Raw genomic sequence first — 22,516 nt, 5'->3', positions numbered from 1 at the left:
CACTCTAGAACCTTTTTGAGCGCCGCAGGAGCGAATCGTCGGGGGCCGCAGGCACGAAGCGCATGGTTTTCAAACACTTTATTGTCTGCTGCTTTCCACTTTGGGTGGCTCTGCTACTAGAGGTGTGGCGGGCGCGCTTTGTGTGCTGGTCGTTTTCTGCTGTGGCTGCTGTTGTTGTGCACGAGCTAGCCGTTCCATTTCCCTCTGAGACCGTTCTTTCTGACGACGCGCGCGGCGCATATCAAGCAGCTTATTCCAGGCTTTATACAGCAATGGGTTGTAAACATAATCCTGAGTGTTGATGACCAGGCGCGAGAAGCCATCGAAGCCTTTCTTGAATTCGTAGACGCCCCACATTTCTTTACCTGGTTCCAGGATGTTGGGAATGGCGCGGAAATCAAAAAAGCTGCAGCCCTGTTCTTTGGCCCACAGGAAACAGTGATACTGAATCAAGTAGGTGGCCCTTAGATTTCGTTTGCTATTGCTTGAGCCGCCAAACATATCCCAGCACCAGTCGCCCATTTTGATGAGCATTTTGGTGGCGATCGCCTCTCCTTCATGCTCGGCCAGGAAGAGTACCGCCTGTCCACGCTGCTTGTATCGTGTGAACATCTCTTTATGATAATCTTTGTTGTGGATAAAGAAGTTGTCGCGCTCACCGGTGATAGAGAGAATATGGTAGTAGGTATCGAAATCGGCGTCGCTAGTTGCTTCACGAATGGTGACACCTTTGCGCTGTGATGAGCGCACATTTTGCCGCCAGGTAGTTTTGAAGTTGGCCAGCAGCGTTTCCGCGCTCGGACGAAGGTCCAGCACCCAGCTGCGGCGTGAGACACCGGTATGAGTGTTTGTATGGAAGTTCAGGCGCTGAAAAGCCTGTAACCAGTCTTCAACCTGTGCATCGTTATCTGGAATATTTGGATCTATACGTAATATAATGGCATGTTCTTTATGCGCAATAGTCTGTGCGTATTTGACCAGCGCTGGCAAGGCTGGCGAATCGGGCATCTCCAGAACCGGTCCACGAATGCAATAAAGATAGTTCAGATGTAGTATCGGCAACGGAATAGCTACCACGTGCAGCTGCATCACACCAATTAACTGATCATTAACCAGGGCACCAAGTCGATAGACGCGGGCCCCCAAATATTGATTGAGTTCTCCCCATTCATATGATTGCATAATATGAACATATTGTTGTTGACTTACGAAGGCATTCCACTGCTCTCGGTCTGTAATCTCTTGAATAATTATATTTACAGATCTATTCATGTTAGATAATACTTTCCGCTGATGATGGATGAATCTCGTTTTTTCAATGGCAACCAGCCAATGGTCCGGTTGCTCAATTGCCGAGAATGCCACTGTTCAACACAATATGATTCTGGTGCTCCGTTCGACATCTCGCGCTCATTTTTTGATGCCTACTTCCGTGTTTATTCTATGCGCAACGTAGAACACCCTCACTCTGCGCTGGCAGTAAAAGGCCTGCGCGTTTCTATCTTTCTATGCATGGTCGTCGTTCGATGCCGGAACGACGTTGTGTAACTCCGATCGCTACTTCAAGACTATTTTTGTGCCCGATGACGCACAACACAGTTCATTCTACTTTATTAGTGTTTACGGTTATCCCTTTTTGCTTCGCACCGTGAATCTTTCCGTGCTATAGAACAGCGATTCTCTTTAGCACTTTATTTGTATACCATATTTCATTGCCAGACGGATAGCTGGTAACACTTTTGGATTAGCCCGGTAGATGTATATGCGCGCTCTTTGGGAAGGTTAAAAAAGACTTTTTTCAATACAGCCATTGCTACGTTTCCTCTATTATTGATTGATCGTGCTCCATCTTCAAGGATGCTGCGCCTCGCTTATGGTGTCGCGCTGACTGTAGAAGTTACCTCTATGATGAAGTGGTCGGTACAAATATAAACTTTCTCGGAAATCCACTGGAGTTCATACAGTTGCGCCGCTTAAGCCACTTTATTTTATCCTCCTCTCTTGTGTCCAGGTAATAACTTGTAGTAATTCTTTACCCTAAAACATTCTATTCAACGTCTTGATTCTATAAATTGAGCTGTGTATGCATTTCTAGTGTTTGTAGGATAGATGTATCAACATAAAAATAATCTACTTATTTTTATGTATTGGCTATCCTGAGAAATGCGGTCACTATGCTGGTAGTGTTCGAATCTGCTGCGAGTTCGGACCATGGGACTGACGTTTCGAGCACCTTCGGCTGCTGCATTGTTACGAAGCGCAGTTCGATTTGCGGAAATGTACTTGTTGAAACATGCACTTTATTCTATAGTAGAGGCGTATTTGTTAAGTGATACAGGAGGTCAGCTCATGGCCCGACACAAACAGACAGATGTCAAAGAAGAACGCAATGTGAATGAACCTGAAATGGGCGGTGATTTGCTCACGGTTCGTGAAGTTGCCCGTCACTTACGAGTAGATGATACGACTGTGCGTCGCTGGATTAAGTCTGGCGCTCTAGAGGCTGTCGCCTTGCCGCACAGTGGTAAACGTTGTGGATATCGTGTACGCAAACATACACTTGATGCGTTATTCAACACTGGAACACCATCAACCGTCTAGTACACTGTTAGACTGCATACAGAGGAGTGGCGTAATTTGCGCCACTCCTTTTTTGATTTGATATTTTGAAATTACTAACGTTTAACTATTTATCCCATATTATGTGGGTTATGGCTTCTTGTTACCTTTTAAGGATCAGCTTATCTGGGGAACGAAGTGGGAATTGTATTTACGTATACGTATATGTAAGGAGTGGCTGGATGTTTCATTGGTTTACTGCGATTGGCGGTATCGTATTGTCTGACCTTGTATTGAGTGGTGATAATGCCCTGGTGATCGGTGCGGCGGCGGCTGGTTTGCCGCGCCATCAGCGTTACTGGGCAATCCTGTTTGGGGGTGGTGGAGCAATTGTTCTGCGTATTATTTTTGCCATCGCGGCTACTATGCTATTGCAAATCCCCTTCCTGGGAGTCTTTGGCGCCATTATTTTGTTAATCATTGCCATTCGCTTATTGGCCGATCGCAGTAAAGATGCCCGGAAAACAGATGATGAAAAGCAACTGGAGCAGGAAAAATTGACTCAGCGTGGCGCGAATGGTATCTGGGCTTCGCTGGCTACTATTCTGGTGGCGGATGCTACTATGAGTCTGGATAATGTGCTGGCGGTCGGTGCTCTGGCGGAAGGCAATATCGTTTTTCTGGTGATTGGTCTGTTGTTGAGCATCGCTATTTTGTTGCTGGGTAGCTCACTGATTGCTAACCTGATGGATCATTTGCCCTGGCTGTTGGATGTGGCGTGCTTGATCCTGGCCTGGACCGCATCCCATATTTTATTAGGTGATGATAGCCTGCAACATTTTTTTGACAGCTATCCATGGTTGCAATTTGTGGTACCTGTGATTGCGATTGCCATCGTGCTGTGCGCCGATCTCTATTTACGCAGGCGAGATCGCAAAAGCCAGCAACCACTGACCTGAAAAGCCTTATCTCTCGGATTGGATGGTTAAGATTTTCAGGTCAGCAGCTGTGTTTATGAGCTATTGCGCACGCAAGCGCAGCCTTTAAGGATATCTCGTCTGACCCGGTTGCGATAGCGGCATCCTTTCCGCGGAAAATGGGGTGTGTACTGTATTTTTCTGGGATATGGGTGATTGCATATAGGATAGTGTCTTGCCCTGTAGAACTGCGATCAGCGGGTCAATGGCCGTCTGGGTAAAGGGGAGGCGAGGAGACTGGCGCTGTAATTCAGCATGCTGGACGGCGCGGACGGAGGCTGAGACCGCCTGTTCTACACGTTGAAGCTCTTTCTCGGCAAGCGCGGCACGTTGTAGCCGGACAAGTAAGGTGTTGAGCGCCCGGGCGATCTGCCAGAGTGCGTTATCCTGCGTCATGGGCGCACGTGCGTTGTAGTTACCATTGGCAACTGCGACGTGGGTCTGCAGAATCTGTTCAATACCCTTTTCTAACTCCTTCTTTTGATCTCCTAACGCATGCTCCAGGGTAGCTACCATTTCCGCACGGTCCGCACGCGCAATTGCTCTGGTGGTGCTTTTTACCCACACATAAGAGACGCCAGCGACGATAAACTGTAGCGCGATTGGCCTGATCATGGTTGGAATAAACTGGGTTTGCATATCTATATTGAAGAATGTTGTATGCGGTTGGTACAGCAAGCTGGCTAATATAATGAGACAGTTAGCGATAGCAAAGATGAACACGCTGCGAGCTGGTAAGAGGGATACCGCCAGGAGTTCACCCATGATATATAGGTCGTAGAGTTGGATACTCGGCTCGTCAAGCGGTGTGATGAGTCCTAGTGCAAGGGTGAGCATCAATTCAAACATCACTACGACTGTCAAAGCCGCGACCAGCGCGTGTCCCTTTCTATTTAAGAAAAGCGCTCCAATGCCTGAGACTACTAATCCTGCGTCTGCCCAGACAATCGCTGGTTGTGGTAGTAGCAGGCAGCAGGGGAGGAATACCGTTACCACGATGATGTAGTAGAATAGCACTGTACTGAGCAACTGCGATTTACGAACCGTTTCACGCTTGACGAAACTTGCATCCGGGCCAACCTCTGACATAGATGTTGTTTTATACCACCATTTGACGATTGAATTTCCCTTTACGATGTCTCGTTGGGCTACTTCAGTGGGTGACCAGCCTTTTCTGGGTAGGGGTGTCTCTGGGGATGAAAAATTTGCCATGATGAATTCCCTCCTACATTACACCGAGATTACGACACTTTCATCACTAATAAAACAGGCAGAGCCTCTTCGGTCACGGCCGGTGGAAGAGGCGATTTGGATCATTACACCGAGATTGCTATCGCTTTCATCGTTAATAAAACACGCAGAGCCTCTTCGGTCACGGCCGGTGGAAGAGGCGATTTGGATTTGATTTCTTCGATGTTAGCGGTACCATCAATCAAATCGTAGACAATAGATAGCATTAACTTGTGCCTTGATGTCCACCCTTCCAATCTATCAAGGTCAAGAGGCGCAATGGTCTTAGGTACCGGCGAGTTTAGTATAGAGCGCGGAGGCACGGGTATTCTTGGGTTTGAGGAAGGTTGTGCTGGTTGTGGCGATAGCGTCCATTCAAATGGGCCGTGTTCACTATCAACCTTAATGAGAGTATCGCTGCTCGATGAGTGGCGACGTCCTTCTCTGTCCTCGATATAGCAAGCTACAACTTTTCCCTCAACCAGGTGCAAGAAGCCCTTACAACGTCCACGTATGCCTGGTACATGATGCACTTCTGCGTGCAACAAACCATTTTTTCGATATCTCTCGAACAGCGCAAGGCTAAAGGCAAGGCCCAGGCTCGCATCTATATTTTCTTTACCCACAATGCACCTTTAATTTGTTAACTGAGCATGGCAATTAGTTCTATAGCATTACCGCTGTTGCTTTCTATATCTTGTGTTATATTAATTGTGAATGGTAAATCACAATATACTAAGCATACTATAAAACTATTTGGCCTTGTAGAATAAAATTTACCATGAAATTGTCTGTTACGTCTATTAATTCTGTATTAATAACTGCAATATGTCAAGGATTTGCACATTTTGCCCACCATTGCAATTGCAATGGTGGGCAAAATGTTAGATGTGTGCAGATATAAGCATTGCAGTGGTGGAGATGAGCTGGCTTCTAAAGCAGAAAATGGGTAATATGGTATACTGAACGGTAATTGTGGGCATATAGAAGGAAAACAAGGAGGAAACCTTTATGACACAGTGGCGTGAAGAGAATATCAGTGTTAATGGTATTAATATTCATTATACCCAGGCTGGAGATCCACAAAAGCCAGCTCTTGTGCTTTTACATGGCGCGGCCGACAGTGGATTGTGCTGGACCCATATTGCTCATGCGTTAGAAAATGATTACGCAATTATTATGCCCGATGCTCGCGGCCATGGCCATTCCTCTAAAATAGCGACGGGTATAGCCCAGGAAGATCAGGCGGCCGATGTGGCCGGTCTGATTCAGGCTCTGCATCTGCCGCGACCATATTTGCTTGGCCATTCTATGGGCGCCATGACGGCCCTGGTGGTGGCGGCCCGCTATCCAGAACTTGTGCGCGCTATTTTGTTGGAAGATCCTCCGCTGGTAGATCGCGTTGAAAGTAAGACTGATGATAAGCTACGGTCTGCACAAATGTCTACCTGGCTGACTGATTTAAAGCAGATGACGAGAGACGAGATGCTGGCGCACGTGCAAGCTCAGAGTCCTCAATGGGATGAAGAAGAGTATGTGCCATGGGTTAATTCAAAGATAGATGTCGATCCATCTATTTTCCAACAGAGGGGACCTGCGCAGCGATCCTGGCGCGAGCTGGCGGCTGAAGTACGCTGTCCGGTGCTTTTGATTACGGGCGATACTTCTTTGGGTGCTATCGTTGCGCCACAAATAGCGCAGGATGCCTTGCAGTATTGGCCGGAAGGACAATTGGTTCATGTCGCTGGCGCTGGCCATAATATCCGCCGGGATAATTATCCCGCGTTTATGCAGGCGGTCAAAGCTTTTCTGCAGCATGTGCAATCACATTCAGATCAACAGTAAATTATTAAAGTGATCGGCTAACATAAATAAACGACATCACTGCCAGGATCTTAACATGGTCCAGTAGTGATGTCGCTTGTTATTGCTGCACTGCTATCTATTTTACCATCTGCCTTTGAAGGGCTATAAAAAGCATACTGTTTATTCTCTAAGCGTGGTAACGCGGGCATTAGAGATGACGCTGTAAGCGCTTTAACCATTCAGGACTATCGATGTTGTCCTGACTGTTGAAACCCCAGCGCAGTGCCGCTATATCCAGTACAATGATAAAGAGCAATAAGTACATGATTTCCATGGCTTTTCCTTTCACCTGTTTTGGAATAATGATCAAACTATAATTCCTGTATGACTACTTTAATACCCTTGTCTTTAGTATAGTCTTATGTTATTATCGAGTCAAGGAATTGTTTTTGATGCTATGGATCAAAAAAAATGATAATAGGAGTCGCTATGGAATTACGCCAGCTGGTTACTTTTCGTATGGTTGCGGCAACTTTGAGTTTCAGTCGGACGGCTCAGTCCCTTAATTATGTGCAATCCAGTGTGACGGCTCAGATACAGACACTGGAAGAGGAATTAGGTGTGCGCCTGTTTGATCGCCTGGGTAAACGTATTGCGCTGACCGATGCTGGGAAGCGCTTCTTGCCTTATGTGGAGAAGATTCTGGATCTATCTGAAGAGGCGCGTGAAGCAGTCACTGATGATGATGTGCCCAGTGGATCACTGACCATCAGTGCGCCTGAGACGCTCTGTATCTATCGTTTGCCTGCGCTTTTGCGCCTGTTTCGTGATCGCTTTCCGCAGGTGAAAGTGATCTTCAAGCCATCTCCTTATGAGGATCTGCGTCGCAGTGTCAGCGATGGTGTGGTGGATGTTGCATTTGTGATTGATGGGCCTCAACGCTCGACTGCATTGATGGTTGAGCAACTGGTGTCCGAACCTCTGTTGATTCTGGTTGCCCCTGATCATGAGCTGGCACAATTGCCTTCCATCCAGGCACAAGACCTGGATGGAGAGTCGTTCTTGCTGACAGAGGCAGGGTGCAGCTATCGTGTTTTTTTTGAGCGCGCTCTAAACGAAGAAGGGGTACATCCTACTACCCACCTGGAATTCACCAGTGTTGAAGCTATCAAGCAGTGTGTGATGGCCTCAATGGGTGTTGCGTTCTTGCCTGAGGTGACTGTGGCGCAAGAAATTGCTCAAGGGCGATTGGTTGCCCTGAACTGGCCTGAACACAACTTTCACGTTCACACCCAGATTCTTTGGCATAAGGAAAAGTGGCTCTCGCCAGCCCTCAATGCCTTTTTGACGGTCACGCGTGAATGCATGTATAAGCCGACCGCTATTCATACTCATGCCTGATAGACCTCCTCTTGTTTTCAGCAAGCAAATAAATATCTGGCAACATAATACTTTTCTATGTTGCCAGATATTTATTTTTCCTGGTAAAAACCTTGACAAATGTATTTCACCGATATATTATAGATATATCGACAACATGTCGTCGATATAAAAAACAAGAGGAGTGTTAAATTATGAGAACTTTTGAAATGGGTCAGGGACCCTGGTTTGGTCCCTCAAGAAGTATGCATCCACGGGCTATGCATATGTCGCGGGAGTATGGTGATCCTCGCGGAGAAGGTCCTGGAGAATTTGAGCATCGTGGTCACCGCGAAGGTCGCAGAGAGCATAAGGCTGAGTTTGAGCGTCATGAGCATCGCGGTCACCGTGGATTTCGCGGCGAAGGTTTTGGAGAATTGGGACCGCGCGAGCGTCGAGGAGCGCGTGATGAAGGACCTTTTGGACCAGAGCACCATCACCATGGACCTCGTGGGCGTCGCGGTGAGCGTGGTGGCCCTCGCATCGGTCGCGGTGATGTTCGGGCGGCAACCCTGTTGCTGCTGGCTGAGCAGCCATCGCATGGTTATCAGATTATTCAGCAGGTTGGTGAGCGTAGTGGAGGAATCTGGCAACCCAGTCCTGGCTCCGTTTATCCAGCCCTGCAAATGCTTGAAGATGAAGGCCTGGTGCGCTCTGAAGAGCAGGAAGGCCGTCGCGTCTTCAAATTGACTGACGCCGGACAGGCTTATGTGGCGGAGCATAAAGATGAGCTCTCTAGCGTCTGGAAAGCGGTTAGCGATACCGTCGATAGCAATCAGGTGGAGCTACACGATCTTTTCCACCAGGTTGGCAAAGCGGTTAGAACAGTAGCACAGGAAGGAACCGCTACACAGTTGGCTGCTGCCCGCGAATTGCTCAGCAATACTCGCCGCCAGCTGTACCTGATTCTGGCTGGCGAGGATACCACTACCGATAATGATCGCTTATGAGCGAGCTATATTCCTGGTCATTGATAGTACGAGCCATCATTCGGATTGCGGCATATCTAATGGGATTGCCATTTCAGATATGTCGCGGCGTTTCTCTTCCTGCTACGCTGTCCCAGACAACGAGATGGCGCATATATCTTCATCGATATATGCGCCATCGCGGGGTCAAAGAAAAAGGCGGGTTCCTTCCCTATCCTTCAGCAAATGGGTATTATGAGATCTTTGTCATTTTTCCTTTGTCGGTTGCGCTGGCGTTGGCCTGCGCTTCTGCCCGGTTGCTGGCCATCTCTTCAACAGTTTTAACGTGCAGGCGAGCAGCACCCTCGGTCTCAACAGTTTTTACACGGGTGCCGTTTTGTACCGCTGCTTCTAGACGAGCCTGAGCCTGGGGAATAGCCGCCTGGTACTGTGGTAGCCATTGCGCCTGCGCGACCAGCATTTCATCGGTTAATTGCCAGACCTCCTCGGGATTGCAGACGGCCCCTACCAGGGGATCATGCAGCATCGCCTGCTTGAGCAAGGTGACATCGCCATGTACCGCAGCCTCCATGCCCATTTGTTGTACGCGCACGCTGGCGGAACAGGTGGCCGCACAGGCTAGAGGCAGATCTCCAACCACCGGCATATTGATGCCATTTTTGTCGACATAGCCAGGAATCTCGATCACGCAGCCGTTGGGCAGATTGGTGATGTGATTCTGATTGACGATATTGAAGTGGCCACGATAGATCCGGCCGGTCTCCAGTGCCTCGATGATGTACGAGCCATGTTCTTCACTGCGCCTTGCCGCTGTGATAGGCTGGGGATCTTCTTTTAGCCAGTTCGGAAAATCTGTCTCGAACCAGTTGCGTCCTTCTGTACAGACTCGTAGATAGCCGCCCGTCTCGCCATTAATCCAGCTGGAGAGATCAATCCATTGGGGGATTTCATTCACGCGTTTACGATACCAGGGCAAGTATTCGCTCAAGTGGCCGTTCGATTCTGTGCTGTAGTAGCCAAAGCGGCGCAGAACGTCGATGCGTACCTTCTCTGTTTGTGGAAATTTTGGATGGGCCTCAAATAGCTCCAGTAGCCGTGGCAACATATCCATGCCGCGCCATTGTACCTTAACAAACCAGGTCTGATGGTTGATGCCAGCTGCAATTACATCGACATCGCGCCGGTGCAGATGCTCATCCTCTTTGAGCAGACCCTCTTTGTGTGCCCACAGTTCGATACACTGTGTAATCTGCCAGTGCGCACCCTGAACACCATGGCAGAGGCCAATGGTCTTCACGCCACCATACTGATTACAGGCCCAGACATTCATGGCCATCGGATTGGAATAATTGAGGAACAATGCCCCTGGTTTGGCGACCTCGCGAATATCTGTGCAAAAATCTAGTAGCGCTGGAATGGTGCGCTGCGCATACATCAGGCCCCCGGCGCACAATGTATCGCCGACGCACTGATCAACACCATATTTCAGTGGTATATCGATGTCTGACTGAAAGGCTGCCAGGCCACCCTGCCGGATAGTGCTGATAACATAATCGCTCTCAGCAATGGCTGCACGCCGGTCCGTGGTCGTCACAATCTTTGCTGGTAGCTTACTGGCTACGATCTCACGCTCACAGAGCTGCCTGACCATCTCAAGATTCTGCTCGGATATATCGGTGAAGGCGAATGTCGTGTCCGCCAGTTCTGGCACGGCCAGAATATCGCGCAACAGTGTGCGCGTGAAACCAATCGATCCAGCACCAACCATCGCAATTTTAATCGTCACGCTATACTTCTCCTTTGAATAAAGTGAGGTGAATGGCATAAATAACTGTAAAAATGTAACAATTAAAATGAGTTTAATAGAAATACTATTCGAATGAGACAATTGTAACTTCTGCGTACTGCATATGTCAATGCTTTGATACTTGACAATCTGCAAGCTTTTATGTAATAGTGGTATCTGCGATGTTACATATGTACATATACCGTATATGACTTTATCACAAGCAGGATCTAAATATAAACAGATTATCTCAGTGGGGAGTATATTTTTGCATGGCTACTAGTGCTCTGTTCCTCATTGGTGATACGCTAAAAAGAGAAAGCAAATCACCAAGAGAGGAGTGAGCGATGCCCAAGCAACTGAAAGCGCGAGCAGCGCAAGATGAACGGGAAGAACGTCAGGTACATAAACTAGCTGGAAGCCACCACGCGCCTGCCGATTGGAAGGTTCATGCCCAGATGGTCGTCGAGAGTTGGGCCGGCAAGACGCCGCAAGAGATTGCTGCCACGCTCTCCTGCCATCCGAGAACCGTGCGCATCCACCTGAACCGCTTCAATGCCGAAGGGATCAACGGCCTGGGAATGCGAGAGGGAGCGGGACGCAAGCCACGCCTGACCGAGCAAGAGCGGAGCCGGATTCTGGCCCTGGTGAAGCAACCACCTCCTGGGAAGTTGGAGCGGTATGTGGAAACGCTAGAGGCGCGAGATGAAACAGGCTCAGCCCAGTGGAGCCTGGATGCCCTCACGGATGCCGCCCATGCGGCGGGGATCCAGGTGGAACGCAGTCAGATCCGGCGCATCTACCTGCATGAAGGCAAGCGTTGGCGTCATACCCACAGTTGGGGAACCAGCGATGACAAAGACTTTGTCCCAAAAGGACTGCGATCGTCACCCACTACACCCAGCCACCAGCAGGATCGACGACCATCTGCACCGACGAACTCGGACCGGTGATCCCGCGCACCTTTGCCCCCGCTCCCGGCTGGTCAGTGGATGGCCATCGGATCAAGGCCCCGCTGGAGTACAGTCGCGGGGATGACAAGGTCTGGATCTACGGGGCATTGCGCGTCCGCGATGGCAAGGAGATCACCAGATGTGCCCCTTCGCGTAACTCCAAGAACTACATTGAGCTCCTCAAGGACATCGAAGCGGACAATCCCACGGGGGATATCTTCATCATCACCGACAACCTGAGCAGTCACAATAGCCTGGAAACGCGCACCTGGCTCGCAGACCATCCGCGCATCCAGCATATCTTCATCCCGAAAGGTGCCTGCTGGTTGAACTTGCAAGAAGGCTGGTGGCGCCTCTTCCGTCGCGATGCGCTGGCGGGCCAGAGCTTTGTGAATGCTGGTGAGGTCGAGCGAGCCATGCAGGTGGCCACCGTCCAACTCAACCATCGAGCTAAACCCTGGATTTGGGGACGGCCTCCTAAGACGCGCCGCCATCTACGCCGCCTCTTTTGTTATCGCCTTTGAGGAACAGAGCACTAGCGGTAGTTTGTTGACAGTGGGCCAAGAGTGATAAAATGCGGGGAGAGGAGGCATGTGAGATGACAAAACGACGAGCTATCCCGACGGCGCCCGAGCCACTGGAAACCTACGCCAGACACTTTGATGAGCTGTTTGGAAAGAGCAACCAGCGGGAAGGGTTTCGGCAGTATCTGGAAGGCTTGCTGTTGCCCTCGGAGCGCAACAAGACGCTGACCGGGTTGGTGAACACCGAGCCACTGGTCGGAGCGCAGTTGCCGCGTGCCCAAAAGTTGCAATGGTTTCTCTCCGAAGCGGATTGGGATGCGCGCCAGGTGCAGGGGGTGCGGCTCAAGCTGCTGCGCGAAGATCCCGCAACAGCGCCCAATGCGCAGGGAGTGTTGGTCATCGATGAGACTGGTGATCGGAAGGACGGTGACAAAACGGCACATGTGGCGCGTCAGTATCTGGGAAATAGAGGCAAGATCGAGAATGGGGTCGTTTCCGTGACCAGCCTGTGGGCCGACGAACGAGTCTATTACCCGTTGGAGGTGGAGCCATACACGCCGGAGGGTTGCTTTGCCAAAGGCAAGAACGATCCGGTGTTTCGCACCAAGCTGAAGATCGCCTTCGAACAGGTAAAGCAAGCCACGCAGGAGGGCATTCTTTTTCGTGCGGTGGTGGCGGACAACTTCTACGGGGAGGATCGCGGCTTGAAACGCGGGCTGCGCGAGTTGAATGTGCCGTATGTCATGGCGCTTAAACCCTCCCATGCGTGGTACCATCCTGAGGAGGTGGCAGGGACGCTGCAGGACGTGGCGCAGGAGGCCGGTTGGGTAAGCCCTGAGCAACCGGGGAAGTGGGTGCGCATCGTCAGACGCTTTCGCGATGGGAGTACGCAGGAGTGGTGGGCTGTGGAGATTGTCTCTGGACCTTATGGCCCTGACAAGAAAGAGCGTGCCATTGTGGCGAGCACCGATCCCAAGACGCTCCCCGACCTCTCCACCTGGTACCTGGTCACCAATCTGCCCGCCCCAACTGAACGCCCGGGAAGGGAGATGCCGTTCTCGCCCGCCAGCCTGGAAGAGGTGCTCCGCCTGTATGGGCTGCGCATGTGGGTCGAGCAAAGCTACAAACACGTCAAACACGCCCTCGGCTGGTCTCAGTACCAGGTGCGCAGCGATCAAGCCATCCAACGACATTGGCAACTGGTGTGCTGTGCCTTCTCGTTCTGCTGGTATCACGCCAGCCACCCCTGCGTTCCCAGCCCGGCAGACCAGCTGCTCACGCCAGCGGAGCCGGATCTCTCCTCTGAGAGGGATGTTCCTCCAGAGCGAGGGCAAATGGGGAAAAAAAATCAGCAAGCGCACAAGCATGAGGCCGCAGGTGTCCTGGCCTATGGCACTGCGAGCGGTACGGGCATGGTTGGAACCCTGGATCATGTTGCGGCGTTACTGGAACGGCTGGTCGTCACTGCCCCCTCCTCCTGCTCTCCAGAGCCTTCTTCGTCAACTTGAACAGGGTCAGGCTATCGCTCTCTACAACTCTTCCTGACCCTTGTCAACAAAGTACCGCTAGAGCGTTGTTCATAACGATTGAACCTTATCTGTCGAGCGAGCAAGCGGATAGCCACAATGAGTGAACCAACCGAGCGCATCCGCGGAAGTAATGCAGTCCAGTGCAGTTGCAATGGCCTCTTGGAGTGCTTCCCTACTGCGCGCACCTGCCCGCCGCAACAACGTCTTGAGCTTGGAGAAGGCCTCTTCGATGGGCGAAAAGTCCGGCGAGTAGGCAGGCAGAAACAGGAGACGACAGCCGCGAGCTTCAATGGCTTGCTTGACACGCGGTCCCAGATGAATCGAGAGATTATCCAGGATCACGATTTGCCCGGGACGCAAGCTGGGGGCAAGAAGCTGCTCGACGTAGACCGTAAACGCGGCGCTATCAGCAGCTCCATCCAGTACCAGTGCTGGCCCCATGCCGCTGGGCGACAGCGAGGCGATCGTGGTTATGATGGCCCCATAATTGCGAGGCACCTTGCCGACCGCCCGCGCTCCTCTTGGAGCGTAGGCATACAAAGGAGTCATGGCGATGTGGGCGCCGGTCTCGTCGACAAAGACCAGGTCCTGGCTCGGCAGGTGAGCGGATTGCTTGCGCCAAGCGGCGCGTTCAGCTTCCTTCTGCTCGCTTGCTCTCAGTGTCTTTTTTTTCGCGTCCATCCCAACGCCATTCTGGCTCGACTGATGCTGGCTGGGCTGACTTTGGTGCCGTGGGAAGCTTCCCACATCTGGCAATGCTGTTCTCGGGTCGCATCGGGATGGGCTCTCAACTGCTCGAGCAGACCAGCCTGCAATGCAGCTCCTTTGACGCTCGGACGCCCAGGGATCGATTTGGGCAAGACATGGCCGCTCTCTCGTTGTTGTCTGAGATATCGCTTGATGGTAGCTGTGGAAATGGCAAACGTTTCGGCGACTTCGGCTTGGCTCTTCCCTTGCTCGATCGCTCGCAGCACACGTTGCCGCAAATCTTGGGAGTACGCTTTCATGCTTCCAGTTTATCATAGATCAACCCTTATGAACAGTGCTCTAGCGGTACTTTGTTGACAAGGGTCAGGAAGAGTTGTAGAGAGCGATAGCCTGACCCTGTTCAAGTTGACGAAGAAGGCTCTGGAGAGCAGGAGGAGGGGGCAGTGACGACCAGCCGTTCCAGTAACGCCGCAACATGATCCAGGGTTCCAACCATGCCCGTACCGCTCGCAGTGCCATAGGCCAGGACACCTGCGGCCTCATGCTTGTGCGCTTGCTGATTTTTTTTCCCCATTTGCCCTCGCTCTGGAGGAACATCCCTCTCAGAGGAGAGATCCGGCTCCGCTGGCGTGAGCAGCTGGTCTGCCGGGCTGGGAACGCAGGGGTGGCTGGCGTGATACCAGCAGAACGAGAAGGCACAGCACACCAGTTGCCAATGTCGTTGGATGGCTTGATCGCTGCGCACCTGGTACTGAGACCAGCCGAGGGCGTGTTTGACGTGTTTGTAGCTTTGCTCGACCCACATGCGCAGCCCATACAGGCGGAGCACCTCTTCCAGGCTGGCGGGCGAGAACGGCATCTCCCTTCCCGGGCGTTCAGTTGGGGCGGGCAGATTGGTGACCAGGTACCAGGTGGAGAGGTCGGGGAGCGTCTTGGGATCGGTGCTCGCCACAATGGCACGCTCTTTCTTGTCAGGGCCATAAGGTCCAGAGACAATCTCCACAGCCCACCACTCCTGCGTACTCCCATCGCGAAAGCGTCTGACGATGCGCACCCACTTCCCCGGTTGCTCAGGGCTTACCCAACCGGCCTCCTGCGCCACGTCCTGCAGCGTCCCTGCCACCTCCTCAGGATGGTACCACGCATGGGAGGGTTTAAGCGCCATGACATACGGCACATTCAACTCGCGCAGCCCGCGTTTCAAGCCGCGATCCTCCCCGTAGAAGTTGTCCGCCACCACCGCACGAAAAAGAATGCCCTCCTGCGTGGCTTGCTTTACCTGTTCGAAGGCGATCTTCAGCTTGGTGCGAAACACCGGATCGTTCTTGCCTTTGGCAAAGCAACCCTCCGGCGTGTATGGCTCCACCTCCAACGGGTAATAGACTCGTTCGTCGGCCCACAGGCTGGTCACGGAAACGACCCCATTCTCGATCTTGCCTCTATTTCCCAGATACTGACGCGCCACATGTGCCGTTTTGTCACCGTCCTTCCGATCACCAGTCTCATCGATGACCAACACTCCCTGCGCATTGGGCGCTGTTGCGGGATCTTCGCGCAGCAGCTTGAGCCGCACCCCCTGCACCTGGCGCGCATCCCAATCCGCTTCGGAGAGAAACCATTGCAACTTTTGGGCACGCGGCAACTGCGCTCCGACCAGTGGCTCGGTGTTCACCAACCCGGTCAGCGTCTTGTTGCGCTCCGAGGGCAACAGCAAGCCTTCCAGATACTGCCGAAACCCTTCCCGCTGGTTGCTCTTTCCAAACAGCTCATCAAAGTGTCTGGCGTAGGTTTCCAGTGGCTCGGGCGCCGTCGGGATAGCTCGTCGTTTTGTCATCTCACATGCCTCCTCTCCCCGCATTTTATCACTCTTGGCCCACTGTCAACAAACTACCGCTAGTGCTCTGTTCCTCAAAGGCGGTAACAAAAGAGTCGATGCAGGTGGCGGCGGGTCTTGGGAGGCCGTCCCCACACCCACGGTTTGGCACGATGATTGAGTTGGGCCGTTGCCACCTGCATCGCTCGTTCAATTTCATCAGCATTAGCGAAACTCTGTCCAGCGAACGCATCCCGGCGAAAGAAGCGCCACCAACCTTCCTGAAGATTCAACCAGCAGGCGCCTTTGGGACAGGCGGAATCTTTCTGCTATGTCAGCAATAACGATAGAAGGAGAGAGCCATAGGCTCATCAAGCATCTCTGGGGGGCTTGAGGCTCCGTGGCGGTTCGACCAGCGTACTCATGCCAGGAGTGCGGAGCAAGCGATGCCGCCGGGCCTGACCCTTGCATCGATGTGGGGAGAATCGAAGTGCGAAAGCGACCGGGATAGGTAACGCTCGTCAATGCAGAGCCCAGGTCGCTTTCGGCGCGGAGAGTCTTCCACATCGATGCAAGGGCGGCATCGCCCGCACGACTGGCTCGACGAAAAACAAGGAGGGATCTGTTTGCTCTGCTTGCTTTCTCCTTCTATGCAGATTAGGATGAGAGCGGATAGGCATCTTGAGAGTAGCTTCCTCAGGAAAGCAACCGCAGACTCCTTCCTTTGGGATGGGGACAGACCCCTTTTCATTCAGTGGGGGAGGCACTTTGGGACCCTTGATACGTCTGTGGGGACCGTAGGGAACTCCTGGCCTGTCGATGGGAGCGGTGCCTCCACGGATGCTTGCCTATCCATAAGGCGTTTTTCGTATGATCCGAAACAGTGCGAGCAGGGATGCCTTTGCTAAAGGACCCTGTCCATGAAAAACACGGCAAAGAAGCTCTCCAACGTACAACCTATCCCGTTGCTGAAACAGGAAGCATTGTACATAGGCATCGACATCGGCAAGGAACGGCATGTGGCTGGCTTTGTCTCCCTGACCCTGCTGGAGCGTCACCAACGCTTTGAGGCATGCCCAACACTGGCGTTTGAGAATTCGCGTGAAGGATTTTCTGCGCTGGTGGAACGCATCCGCACTCTGGCTCCTTTCGAGCACTGCTTCGCGCTTGTGGAAAAAACAGGACATTATCATAAAGCCTTGATCCAGTACTTGCAGGAGTTGGATATTCCGGTCTATTTGATGCATGTACAGGAGAGGCCTAAGGGTATGATGAAAACCGATAAACGGGATGCCCTCAATCTGGCTAATACGTTGTATAATCAGCTTGCTCTCGGTATCCAGGTCAGTGACAAAACGCAACTTGTTCGGCAAGCCGTTCCACCGACTCCTGCCGCCGCTCAACTCAAAGGATTAATTCGCCACCGTTACGAACTGGTACACGAAGCGACTCAACGCAAGAACAAGCTCACGGCGATTTGCGACGAAGTGTTTCCCGAATTTACCCGCATCCTGCACGACCCTAATGGTCCAACCGCTTTAGCGCTTCGCGAACATTTTCCGACGCCTGCTGCCCTTGCAACAGCCAGCCTGAGTGCACTCAAGGAAGTGAGGGGAAAAGCCCATAATATTGGGAATGATAGGTTACTTGAGCTTCAGCGCCTGGCAACAGAGAGTATTGGGACGAAAGATATCGTGCGTCAACGAGGTCTGATTTTGGAGCAAACGCAACTCACACGCGAACTCCACCTTCTCCAGGAACACATTGCTCAGTTGGAAAGGGAGATCACTACCATTGTTGTCCAAGCGCGCGAGGGACGCATTTTACAATCTATGGGGATTGGCCCGATTCAGGCAGCAACGATCATCGCCGCCATTGGATCGATTGAAAACTTTCCCAATGCCGGAAGCCTCAAATCCTACTTCGGGTGGTCGCCAACGGTTATCCAGTCTGGTTCCACCGTAGATTCCGTAGGGCAGACACACAAAGGCACACGACCGATGAAGCAGATGATGTTTCTCATTGTTTCAAGCCTCATCAAGCGAGATACCGAGTGGGCAAAACTCTATGAGCGGCTTGTCAAAACAAGGTGCCCCTACGATCAACGGACGGGCCAAAGAAAAGGAAAATTACGGATCATCGGTCGTGTCGCCGGGCAACTGATTGAAACTATGTATGCTTTGCTCAAAACGGATGCAGAAATCATCGGCAAAGCTTTGCCAAATGAGCCCCCACCTGAGCCTGTTTTGTATGATCCAGAGAAACATCGCCAGCATCGCGAGGGGCACTATCAGCCACTCAAGGTATCGGTGCGGCGCTCTGTCCTTACGTTGCTTCCCCATTCCTCACCATAATCTCATCCCTTGAATGGTTCCATACGTCTGAATGAACACGTGCTGGATACGTGGATGGTCCGCCAGCCAGGTGCGGGTCTCCAGGCTGTTATGGCTGCTCAAGTTGTCAGTGATAATGAAGATATCGCCCGTCGGATTGTCAGCTTCGATCTCTTTGAGCAGCTCGATGTAATTCGTAGAGTTGCGCGAGGCGGCACAGCGGGTCAGTTCTTTGCCATCGCGCACCCGTAACGCCCCATAGATCCACACCTTGTCATACCCGCGTCCATACTCCAGCGGGGCCTTGATGCGATGCCCATCGGCTGACCAGCCAGGAGCAGGTGCGAAGGTGCGTGGGATCACTGGTCCGAGTTCGTCGGTGCACATGGTCGTCGATCCTTTGGGCGGCTGGGTGTAGTGGGTGACGACCACTGTTCTTTTGGGACGAAATCCTTGTCATCGCTGCTCCCCCAACTGTGGGTGCCTCGCCAGCGCTTACCTTCACGCAAGTAGATGCGCCGGATCTGACTGCGTTCCACCTGGATACCTGCAGCATGAGCTGCCTCCGTGAGAGCATCCAGGCTCCATTGTGCCAAACCCTCTTCGTCTCGCGCCTCCAACGTCCCATCTGCATACCGCTCCAACTTCCCAGGAGGTGGCTGTTTCACCAGGGCAAGGATCCGGCTGCGCTCTTGCTCGCTCAAGCGGGGCTTGCGTCCTGCTCCTTCCCGCATCCCCAGGCCGTTGATTCCTTCCGCATTGAAGCGAGCAAGATGGATACATATTGTTCTCGGGTGACAATCCAACGTCTGAGCAATCTCTTGCGGCGTCTTGCCTGCCCAGCTTTCGACGACCATCTGGGCGTGAAACTTCCAGTCGGCAGGAGCATGATGGCTTCTGGCCAGCTTGCGCACCTGGCGTTCTTCCTGTGCATCCTGAGCCGTTCGGGCTTGGACGTGTTTGGGCATAGCTTGACTCCTTCCTCTCTTTGCAGCTTGCTTTCTCTCTTTTAGTGTATCACCATTGAGGAACAGAGCACTAGTGAGCAGGTCGCACAACTGGCCGGCGTTTCACGAGCGACAGTATCCCGTGTTCTCAATGGTTCCTCCAAAGTCAGCGAAGAAACCAGGAAGCGTATTTATGCCGCCATTGCTACGCTTGGTTATGGCTCCAATATCTTCACGAAGGCGGTTCCGCACGGTCGTTCTCGTTTGATCGCACTGGCGATGTTTGGTGGCGAAGGCGGTTTCAATTTTTCACAACTCACCATGACCCAATGCCATTTTTATCTGGAGTTGCTACGCTTTATTGAACAGGCGGTTGCTGAAGCTGGCTATGATCTATTTCTGCCGACCCGTCCATACAGTACCTTCGATGCTGGAGTCGATCCAGCACTGAACTATGTTCTGTCATTGCAGGCGCGGGGCGTTGAGGGCGTGATTACTGTGGCCCTGGGCGTGGATGATCCTCGCACGCAGGGATTGTGCGGTTCTTCTATGCCTGCGGTTTTTATCGATAATCTTTTTCAGGGTAGACATGCCACCTATGTTAAGTCGGATTATAAGGGGGGAGCGATACAGGCGACCGAGCATCTTTTGCAGCTTGGCCATCGACGCATTGCGTTTTTTCCAGGCTCGCTCTTTTCAATCACCGGGACTGAGCGCTTTATGGGTTATCAGCAGGCCATGGCCAGCGCTGGCCTCTCGGTTGACCAGCGGCTAGTCTGCCAATCTGGCTGGGAGACCCAGGATGCCTATCAGGCAGCACTTGCTCTGCTAGCAGAGCGACGCGATTTCACTGCTATTGTGGCTAACAGCGATATGATGGCTTTTGGTATCCTGCGAGCGTTGGAAGAGCGCAATATGCGTGTGCCTGAGGATGTTTCTGTCATTGGCTTTGATGACATCGATCGCAGTCAGTACTCTGATCCGCCTTTGTCTACTATTTGTCAGGATAAACAGGCAATCGGCCAGGGTGCTGTAGAAAGATTGCTGCAATTAATGCGTGGCGAGGAATCAGTCTCACCTTTAGTTGTGCCAACGAAACTGACTGCACGTGCATCAACCTCCACGCCCAGAAATTTGCACTAGAACAGGGGGTGCAGGAGGACGGTAGCCCTTACAGGTATAGGTTTTTTGAATTCGCGCCGGAAAAGCGGGGATGCAAGGGGCGGCGAGCCCCTTGACTGGGGATTGGGGGCTGTGCCCCCAACTCCTCCTCCCTCTCCGTGCCGCCCGCATGATCTTTAACAAATAAAGCAGGTATAAAGCGGGGAGGTGCAGGAGGGCCGGCGAGGCCCTCCTGCCGGGGTTCGGGGTGTCCCCGACCACTCCTCCCCCTCCTCCCGCCGAAGGCGGGAATGCAAGAGGTATTTTTATACCGTATTAAAAAGTAAAAGATCATCAGGGCGGCATCAGGGGTCTCAGGGGCTACGCCCCTGAAAAAACTACACCTGTAAGGGACGGTAGCCCCCGTGCCGTCGCAGGTGGCAAAATGAGAATTGGAAAGCTCTGCTTCTTTGCCTGTACTATTGTGACCATTGGCTTAGAAGGATAGAATAAATAGAGCAGTCTTTATTATTTTGTGTGGAACTATTCAGCCATCGCTGGATTTATAAATGAGGGACAGGTTGCGTAGGAAGGCAAAAATCAGTATCAAGCTCGGCATTATTGTTGTTCTGTTGCTTATTTTGGAAGCTACGGTGACGCAGGAATGGTCTATTAACGACGTTGCGCGGCTAATACAGGGCGCGCAAGAAGCCAGCCTCTCGCTGGTGGGAGAAAATTCATTTTTCTTCCAGCTGTCGCCTCCATGGGGAAACGCTGTGGTAGATGGTAAGCCAGTGGCGTACCTGCCGCAGGCAACAACAGAGACTCCACTCAGTCTGGCTCCTGGCCAGCATACGCTGCAATGGAATGCTGAACCTTTCCCTTCTCAGAACTGTACATTCACTGTCCCTGTCCATTCTTTGCCTGGGCAAAATTGTGTGCTAACAGAGCTAACGGACAACTCGCGCGCGGACGCCACCTATATGGTCAGCTTTCCTGCGCGACCAGCGCTGACATCGCTGGCACCTGAGCAGCAGCATGCGCTCTTGCAGGCTATGCAGGCTTATCTGGATACTTTGCAATCGCATGAAACGGTTCACCCGGGCGAACCATTTAGTTACAATGCTACCTCGCCTATTCAGACTGCGACACATCCAATGTCGGCTAACCTGCGTTTCCTGTTGGACACCGATGTTAACGCTCCAGCGGTTTGCCAGGGTCCTCTGATCGGTGCAGCATGTCAGAATAGTCTGGGCGTTGATTGTCGCTTATTTTGTACCCAATATTCCTCTCAGCCAGAAACATGGCATGGCATACCCGCGTGGGAAGTATTTGTGGTTACGCGCCCGACCTGGACCTATCATGATCTGATTGCATCCTCTGGATCTCAGAAAAACCTGCAGAACCTGCCTGGTGATCAGCAATATACTTTCCTGCAAATTTTTTGGGACCAGCATTCCTGGCATGTAACGGCCCATCGGGCCGGCGATAGTTCCTTTGATGATCCCAATTGTACCTTGATGATTAGTAAAGTTCTTGCTCTGCCATCAACTGTCGCCGAGCAGTCATCTGGAACGAATCGTTCGCTGTCACCTGTTGCGCAAAGGTGGTCATTTGCCTCTAACCAGAATAGAGCACTTGGTTGTCTATCCACCGTTCCTGTTATATCCACAGCACCTGGTAAAGGTACGCAAACACAGCAGGAGAATGCCTACTTCCTCTGGCGCTTTGGCGTCTTTAGCGCGGTTAATGCTGCAGCCCACCTGCTGCAACCGCGAGCCCCTATCACTAATCCTGATCTGCAATCAATAATTCAAGAAATCAAGCAAAAACCTGCTATCATCTCGTAGCCGCCGTACCTGAGTAAAGAGCACCCTCACCTGCATATAGACGAGGGTGCTC

Annotated in this window: 20 protein-coding genes and 2 pseudogenes; 11 read left to right on the top strand and 11 right to left on the bottom strand. The window is 52.1% G+C overall.

Annotated features, from left to right (window positions below):
- Window positions 1-78: 78 nt before the first annotated feature.
- Complete coding sequence (locus JMI88_RS21185; RefSeq protein ID WP_201363965.1) at window positions 79-1,272, bottom strand: lipid II:glycine glycyltransferase FemX; 1,194 nt, start codon at window positions 1,270-1,272, stop codon at window positions 79-81.
- 1,077 nt (window positions 1,273-2,349) lie between these two features.
- Here JMI88_RS21185 and JMI88_RS21180 point away from each other — a divergent pair.
- Together JMI88_RS21180 and JMI88_RS21175 are read left to right on the top strand one after the other, a co-directional pair.
- The gene (locus JMI88_RS21180) at window positions 2,350-2,601 is read left to right on the top strand and encodes a helix-turn-helix domain-containing protein (RefSeq protein ID WP_236022995.1); all 252 of its coding nucleotides are present in this window, start codon (window positions 2,350-2,352) and stop codon (window positions 2,599-2,601) included.
- A 200-nt stretch (window positions 2,602-2,801) separates the two neighbouring features.
- Window positions 2,802-3,518 carry a YjbE family putative metal transport protein gene (locus tag JMI88_RS21175; protein WP_201363964.1) on the top strand — a complete coding sequence of 239 codons (717 nt, stop codon included), beginning with the start codon at window positions 2,802-2,804 and terminating at the stop codon, window positions 3,516-3,518.
- Window positions 3,519-3,602: 84 nt separating this feature from the next.
- Here the strand turns inward: JMI88_RS21175 and JMI88_RS21170 are convergent, their stop codons facing one another.
- Both JMI88_RS21170 and JMI88_RS21165 read right to left on the bottom strand, forming a co-directional pair.
- Complete coding sequence (locus tag JMI88_RS21170; protein WP_201363963.1) at window positions 3,603-4,748, bottom strand: hypothetical protein; 1,146 nt, start codon at window positions 4,746-4,748, stop codon at window positions 3,603-3,605.
- Between the two features lie 104 nt (window positions 4,749-4,852).
- Window positions 4,853-5,392 (bottom strand): hypothetical protein, encoded by a 540-nt coding sequence (locus JMI88_RS21165; RefSeq protein ID WP_201363962.1) that lies wholly within the window; start codon window positions 5,390-5,392, stop codon window positions 4,853-4,855.
- A gap of 385 nt (window positions 5,393-5,777) precedes the next feature.
- Between JMI88_RS21165 and JMI88_RS21160 the strand changes: the two genes are divergently transcribed.
- Entirely contained in the window at window positions 5,778-6,611 is an 834-nt protein-coding gene (locus JMI88_RS21160) for an alpha/beta fold hydrolase (protein WP_201363961.1), read from the top strand.
- Between the two features lie 169 nt (window positions 6,612-6,780).
- On the opposite strand, the gene JMI88_RS40155 is transcribed toward JMI88_RS21160, so the two are convergent.
- Entirely contained in the window at window positions 6,781-6,906 is a 126-nt protein-coding gene (locus JMI88_RS40155) for a hypothetical protein (RefSeq protein WP_268906005.1), read from the bottom strand.
- Window positions 6,907-7,061: 155 nt separating this feature from the next.
- Between JMI88_RS40155 and JMI88_RS21155 the strand changes: the two genes are divergently transcribed.
- Both JMI88_RS21155 and JMI88_RS21150 read left to right on the top strand, forming a co-directional pair.
- Window positions 7,062-7,973, top strand: coding sequence for a LysR family transcriptional regulator (locus JMI88_RS21155; RefSeq protein WP_201363960.1), 912 nt, complete (start codon window positions 7,062-7,064; stop codon window positions 7,971-7,973).
- 173 nt (window positions 7,974-8,146) lie between these two features.
- On the top strand, window positions 8,147-8,941 hold the full coding sequence (locus JMI88_RS21150; protein ID WP_201363959.1) for a PadR family transcriptional regulator: 795 nt from the start codon (window positions 8,147-8,149) through the stop codon (window positions 8,939-8,941).
- A gap of 211 nt (window positions 8,942-9,152) precedes the next feature.
- Here the strand turns inward: JMI88_RS21150 and JMI88_RS21145 are convergent, their stop codons facing one another.
- Window positions 9,153-10,706 (bottom strand): alpha-glucosidase/alpha-galactosidase, encoded by a 1,554-nt coding sequence (locus JMI88_RS21145; protein ID WP_201363958.1) that lies wholly within the window; start codon window positions 10,704-10,706, stop codon window positions 9,153-9,155.
- A 347-nt stretch (window positions 10,707-11,053) separates the two neighbouring features.
- Here JMI88_RS21145 and JMI88_RS21140 point away from each other — a divergent pair, with 347 nt between their 5' ends.
- The 3 genes from JMI88_RS21140 to JMI88_RS21130 all read left to right on the top strand — a co-directional run bounded on the left by JMI88_RS21140 (window position 11,054) and on the right by JMI88_RS21130 (window position 13,691).
- Window positions 11,054-11,659, top strand: coding sequence for a helix-turn-helix domain-containing protein (locus tag JMI88_RS21140; RefSeq protein ID WP_201363957.1), 606 nt, complete (start codon window positions 11,054-11,056; stop codon window positions 11,657-11,659).
- Window positions 11,632-12,183 carry an IS630 family transposase gene (locus JMI88_RS21135; RefSeq protein ID WP_201364109.1) on the top strand — a complete coding sequence of 184 codons (552 nt, stop codon included), beginning with the start codon at window positions 11,632-11,634 and terminating at the stop codon, window positions 12,181-12,183. Before JMI88_RS21140 ends, JMI88_RS21135 begins: the two co-directional genes overlap by 28 nt.
- Before the next feature lie 74 nt (window positions 12,184-12,257).
- Window positions 12,258-13,691, top strand: a complete 1,434-nt coding sequence (locus JMI88_RS21130; RefSeq protein ID WP_201362887.1) for an IS701 family transposase — start codon at window positions 12,258-12,260, stop codon at window positions 13,689-13,691.
- Between the two features lie 69 nt (window positions 13,692-13,760).
- On the opposite strand, the gene JMI88_RS21125 is transcribed toward JMI88_RS21130, so the two are convergent.
- From JMI88_RS21125 to JMI88_RS21115, 4 genes and pseudogenes are all read right to left on the bottom strand, one after another.
- The gene (locus tag JMI88_RS21125; protein ID WP_236022994.1) at window positions 13,761-14,393 is read right to left on the bottom strand and encodes an IS630 family transposase; all 633 of its coding nucleotides are present in this window, start codon (window positions 14,391-14,393) and stop codon (window positions 13,761-13,763) included.
- Complete coding sequence (locus JMI88_RS39465) at window positions 14,369-14,719, bottom strand: IS630 transposase-related protein (protein ID WP_236022993.1); 351 nt, start codon at window positions 14,717-14,719, stop codon at window positions 14,369-14,371. The genes JMI88_RS21125 and JMI88_RS39465 overlap by 25 nt, the downstream gene beginning before the upstream one ends.
- A 101-nt stretch (window positions 14,720-14,820) precedes the next feature.
- Complete coding sequence (locus tag JMI88_RS21120) at window positions 14,821-16,254, bottom strand: IS701 family transposase (protein WP_201362887.1); 1,434 nt, start codon at window positions 16,252-16,254, stop codon at window positions 14,821-14,823.
- Window positions 16,255-16,328: 74 nt separating this feature from the next.
- Window positions 16,329-16,544 (bottom strand): annotated as a pseudogene (locus JMI88_RS21115) (transposase); the annotation flags it as partial.
- A 609-nt stretch (window positions 16,545-17,153) separates the two neighbouring features.
- Here JMI88_RS21115 and JMI88_RS21110 point away from each other — a divergent pair.
- Entirely contained in the window at window positions 17,154-18,587 is a 1,434-nt protein-coding gene (locus JMI88_RS21110) for an IS110 family RNA-guided transposase (RefSeq protein ID WP_201363956.1), read from the top strand.
- A gap of 30 nt (window positions 18,588-18,617) precedes the next feature.
- On the opposite strand, the pseudogene JMI88_RS21105 reads toward JMI88_RS21110, so the two are convergent.
- A pseudogene (locus JMI88_RS21105) lies at window positions 18,618-18,929 on the bottom strand (transposase); the annotation flags it as partial.
- The gene (locus tag JMI88_RS21100; protein WP_201363955.1) at window positions 18,926-19,534 is read right to left on the bottom strand and encodes a helix-turn-helix domain-containing protein; all 609 of its coding nucleotides are present in this window, start codon (window positions 19,532-19,534) and stop codon (window positions 18,926-18,928) included. The pseudogene JMI88_RS21105 and the gene JMI88_RS21100, both read right to left, overlap by 4 nt.
- 48 nt (window positions 19,535-19,582) lie before the next feature.
- On the opposite strand from JMI88_RS21100, the gene JMI88_RS21095 reads away from it, so the two are divergent.
- Both JMI88_RS21095 and JMI88_RS21090 read left to right on the top strand, forming a co-directional pair.
- The gene (locus JMI88_RS21095) at window positions 19,583-20,656 is read left to right on the top strand and encodes a LacI family DNA-binding transcriptional regulator (protein WP_308438850.1); all 1,074 of its coding nucleotides are present in this window, start codon (window positions 19,583-19,585) and stop codon (window positions 20,654-20,656) included.
- A gap of 539 nt (window positions 20,657-21,195) precedes the next feature.
- Window positions 21,196-22,464: a hypothetical protein gene (locus JMI88_RS21090; protein WP_201363954.1), complete on the top strand. Its 1,269-nt coding sequence runs from the start codon at window positions 21,196-21,198 to the stop codon at window positions 22,462-22,464.
- Window positions 22,465-22,516 lie beyond the last annotated feature (52 nt).

Source organism: Dictyobacter formicarum (assembly GCF_016587435.1).
This window is presented reverse-complemented; position numbering and strand designations above follow the sequence as displayed.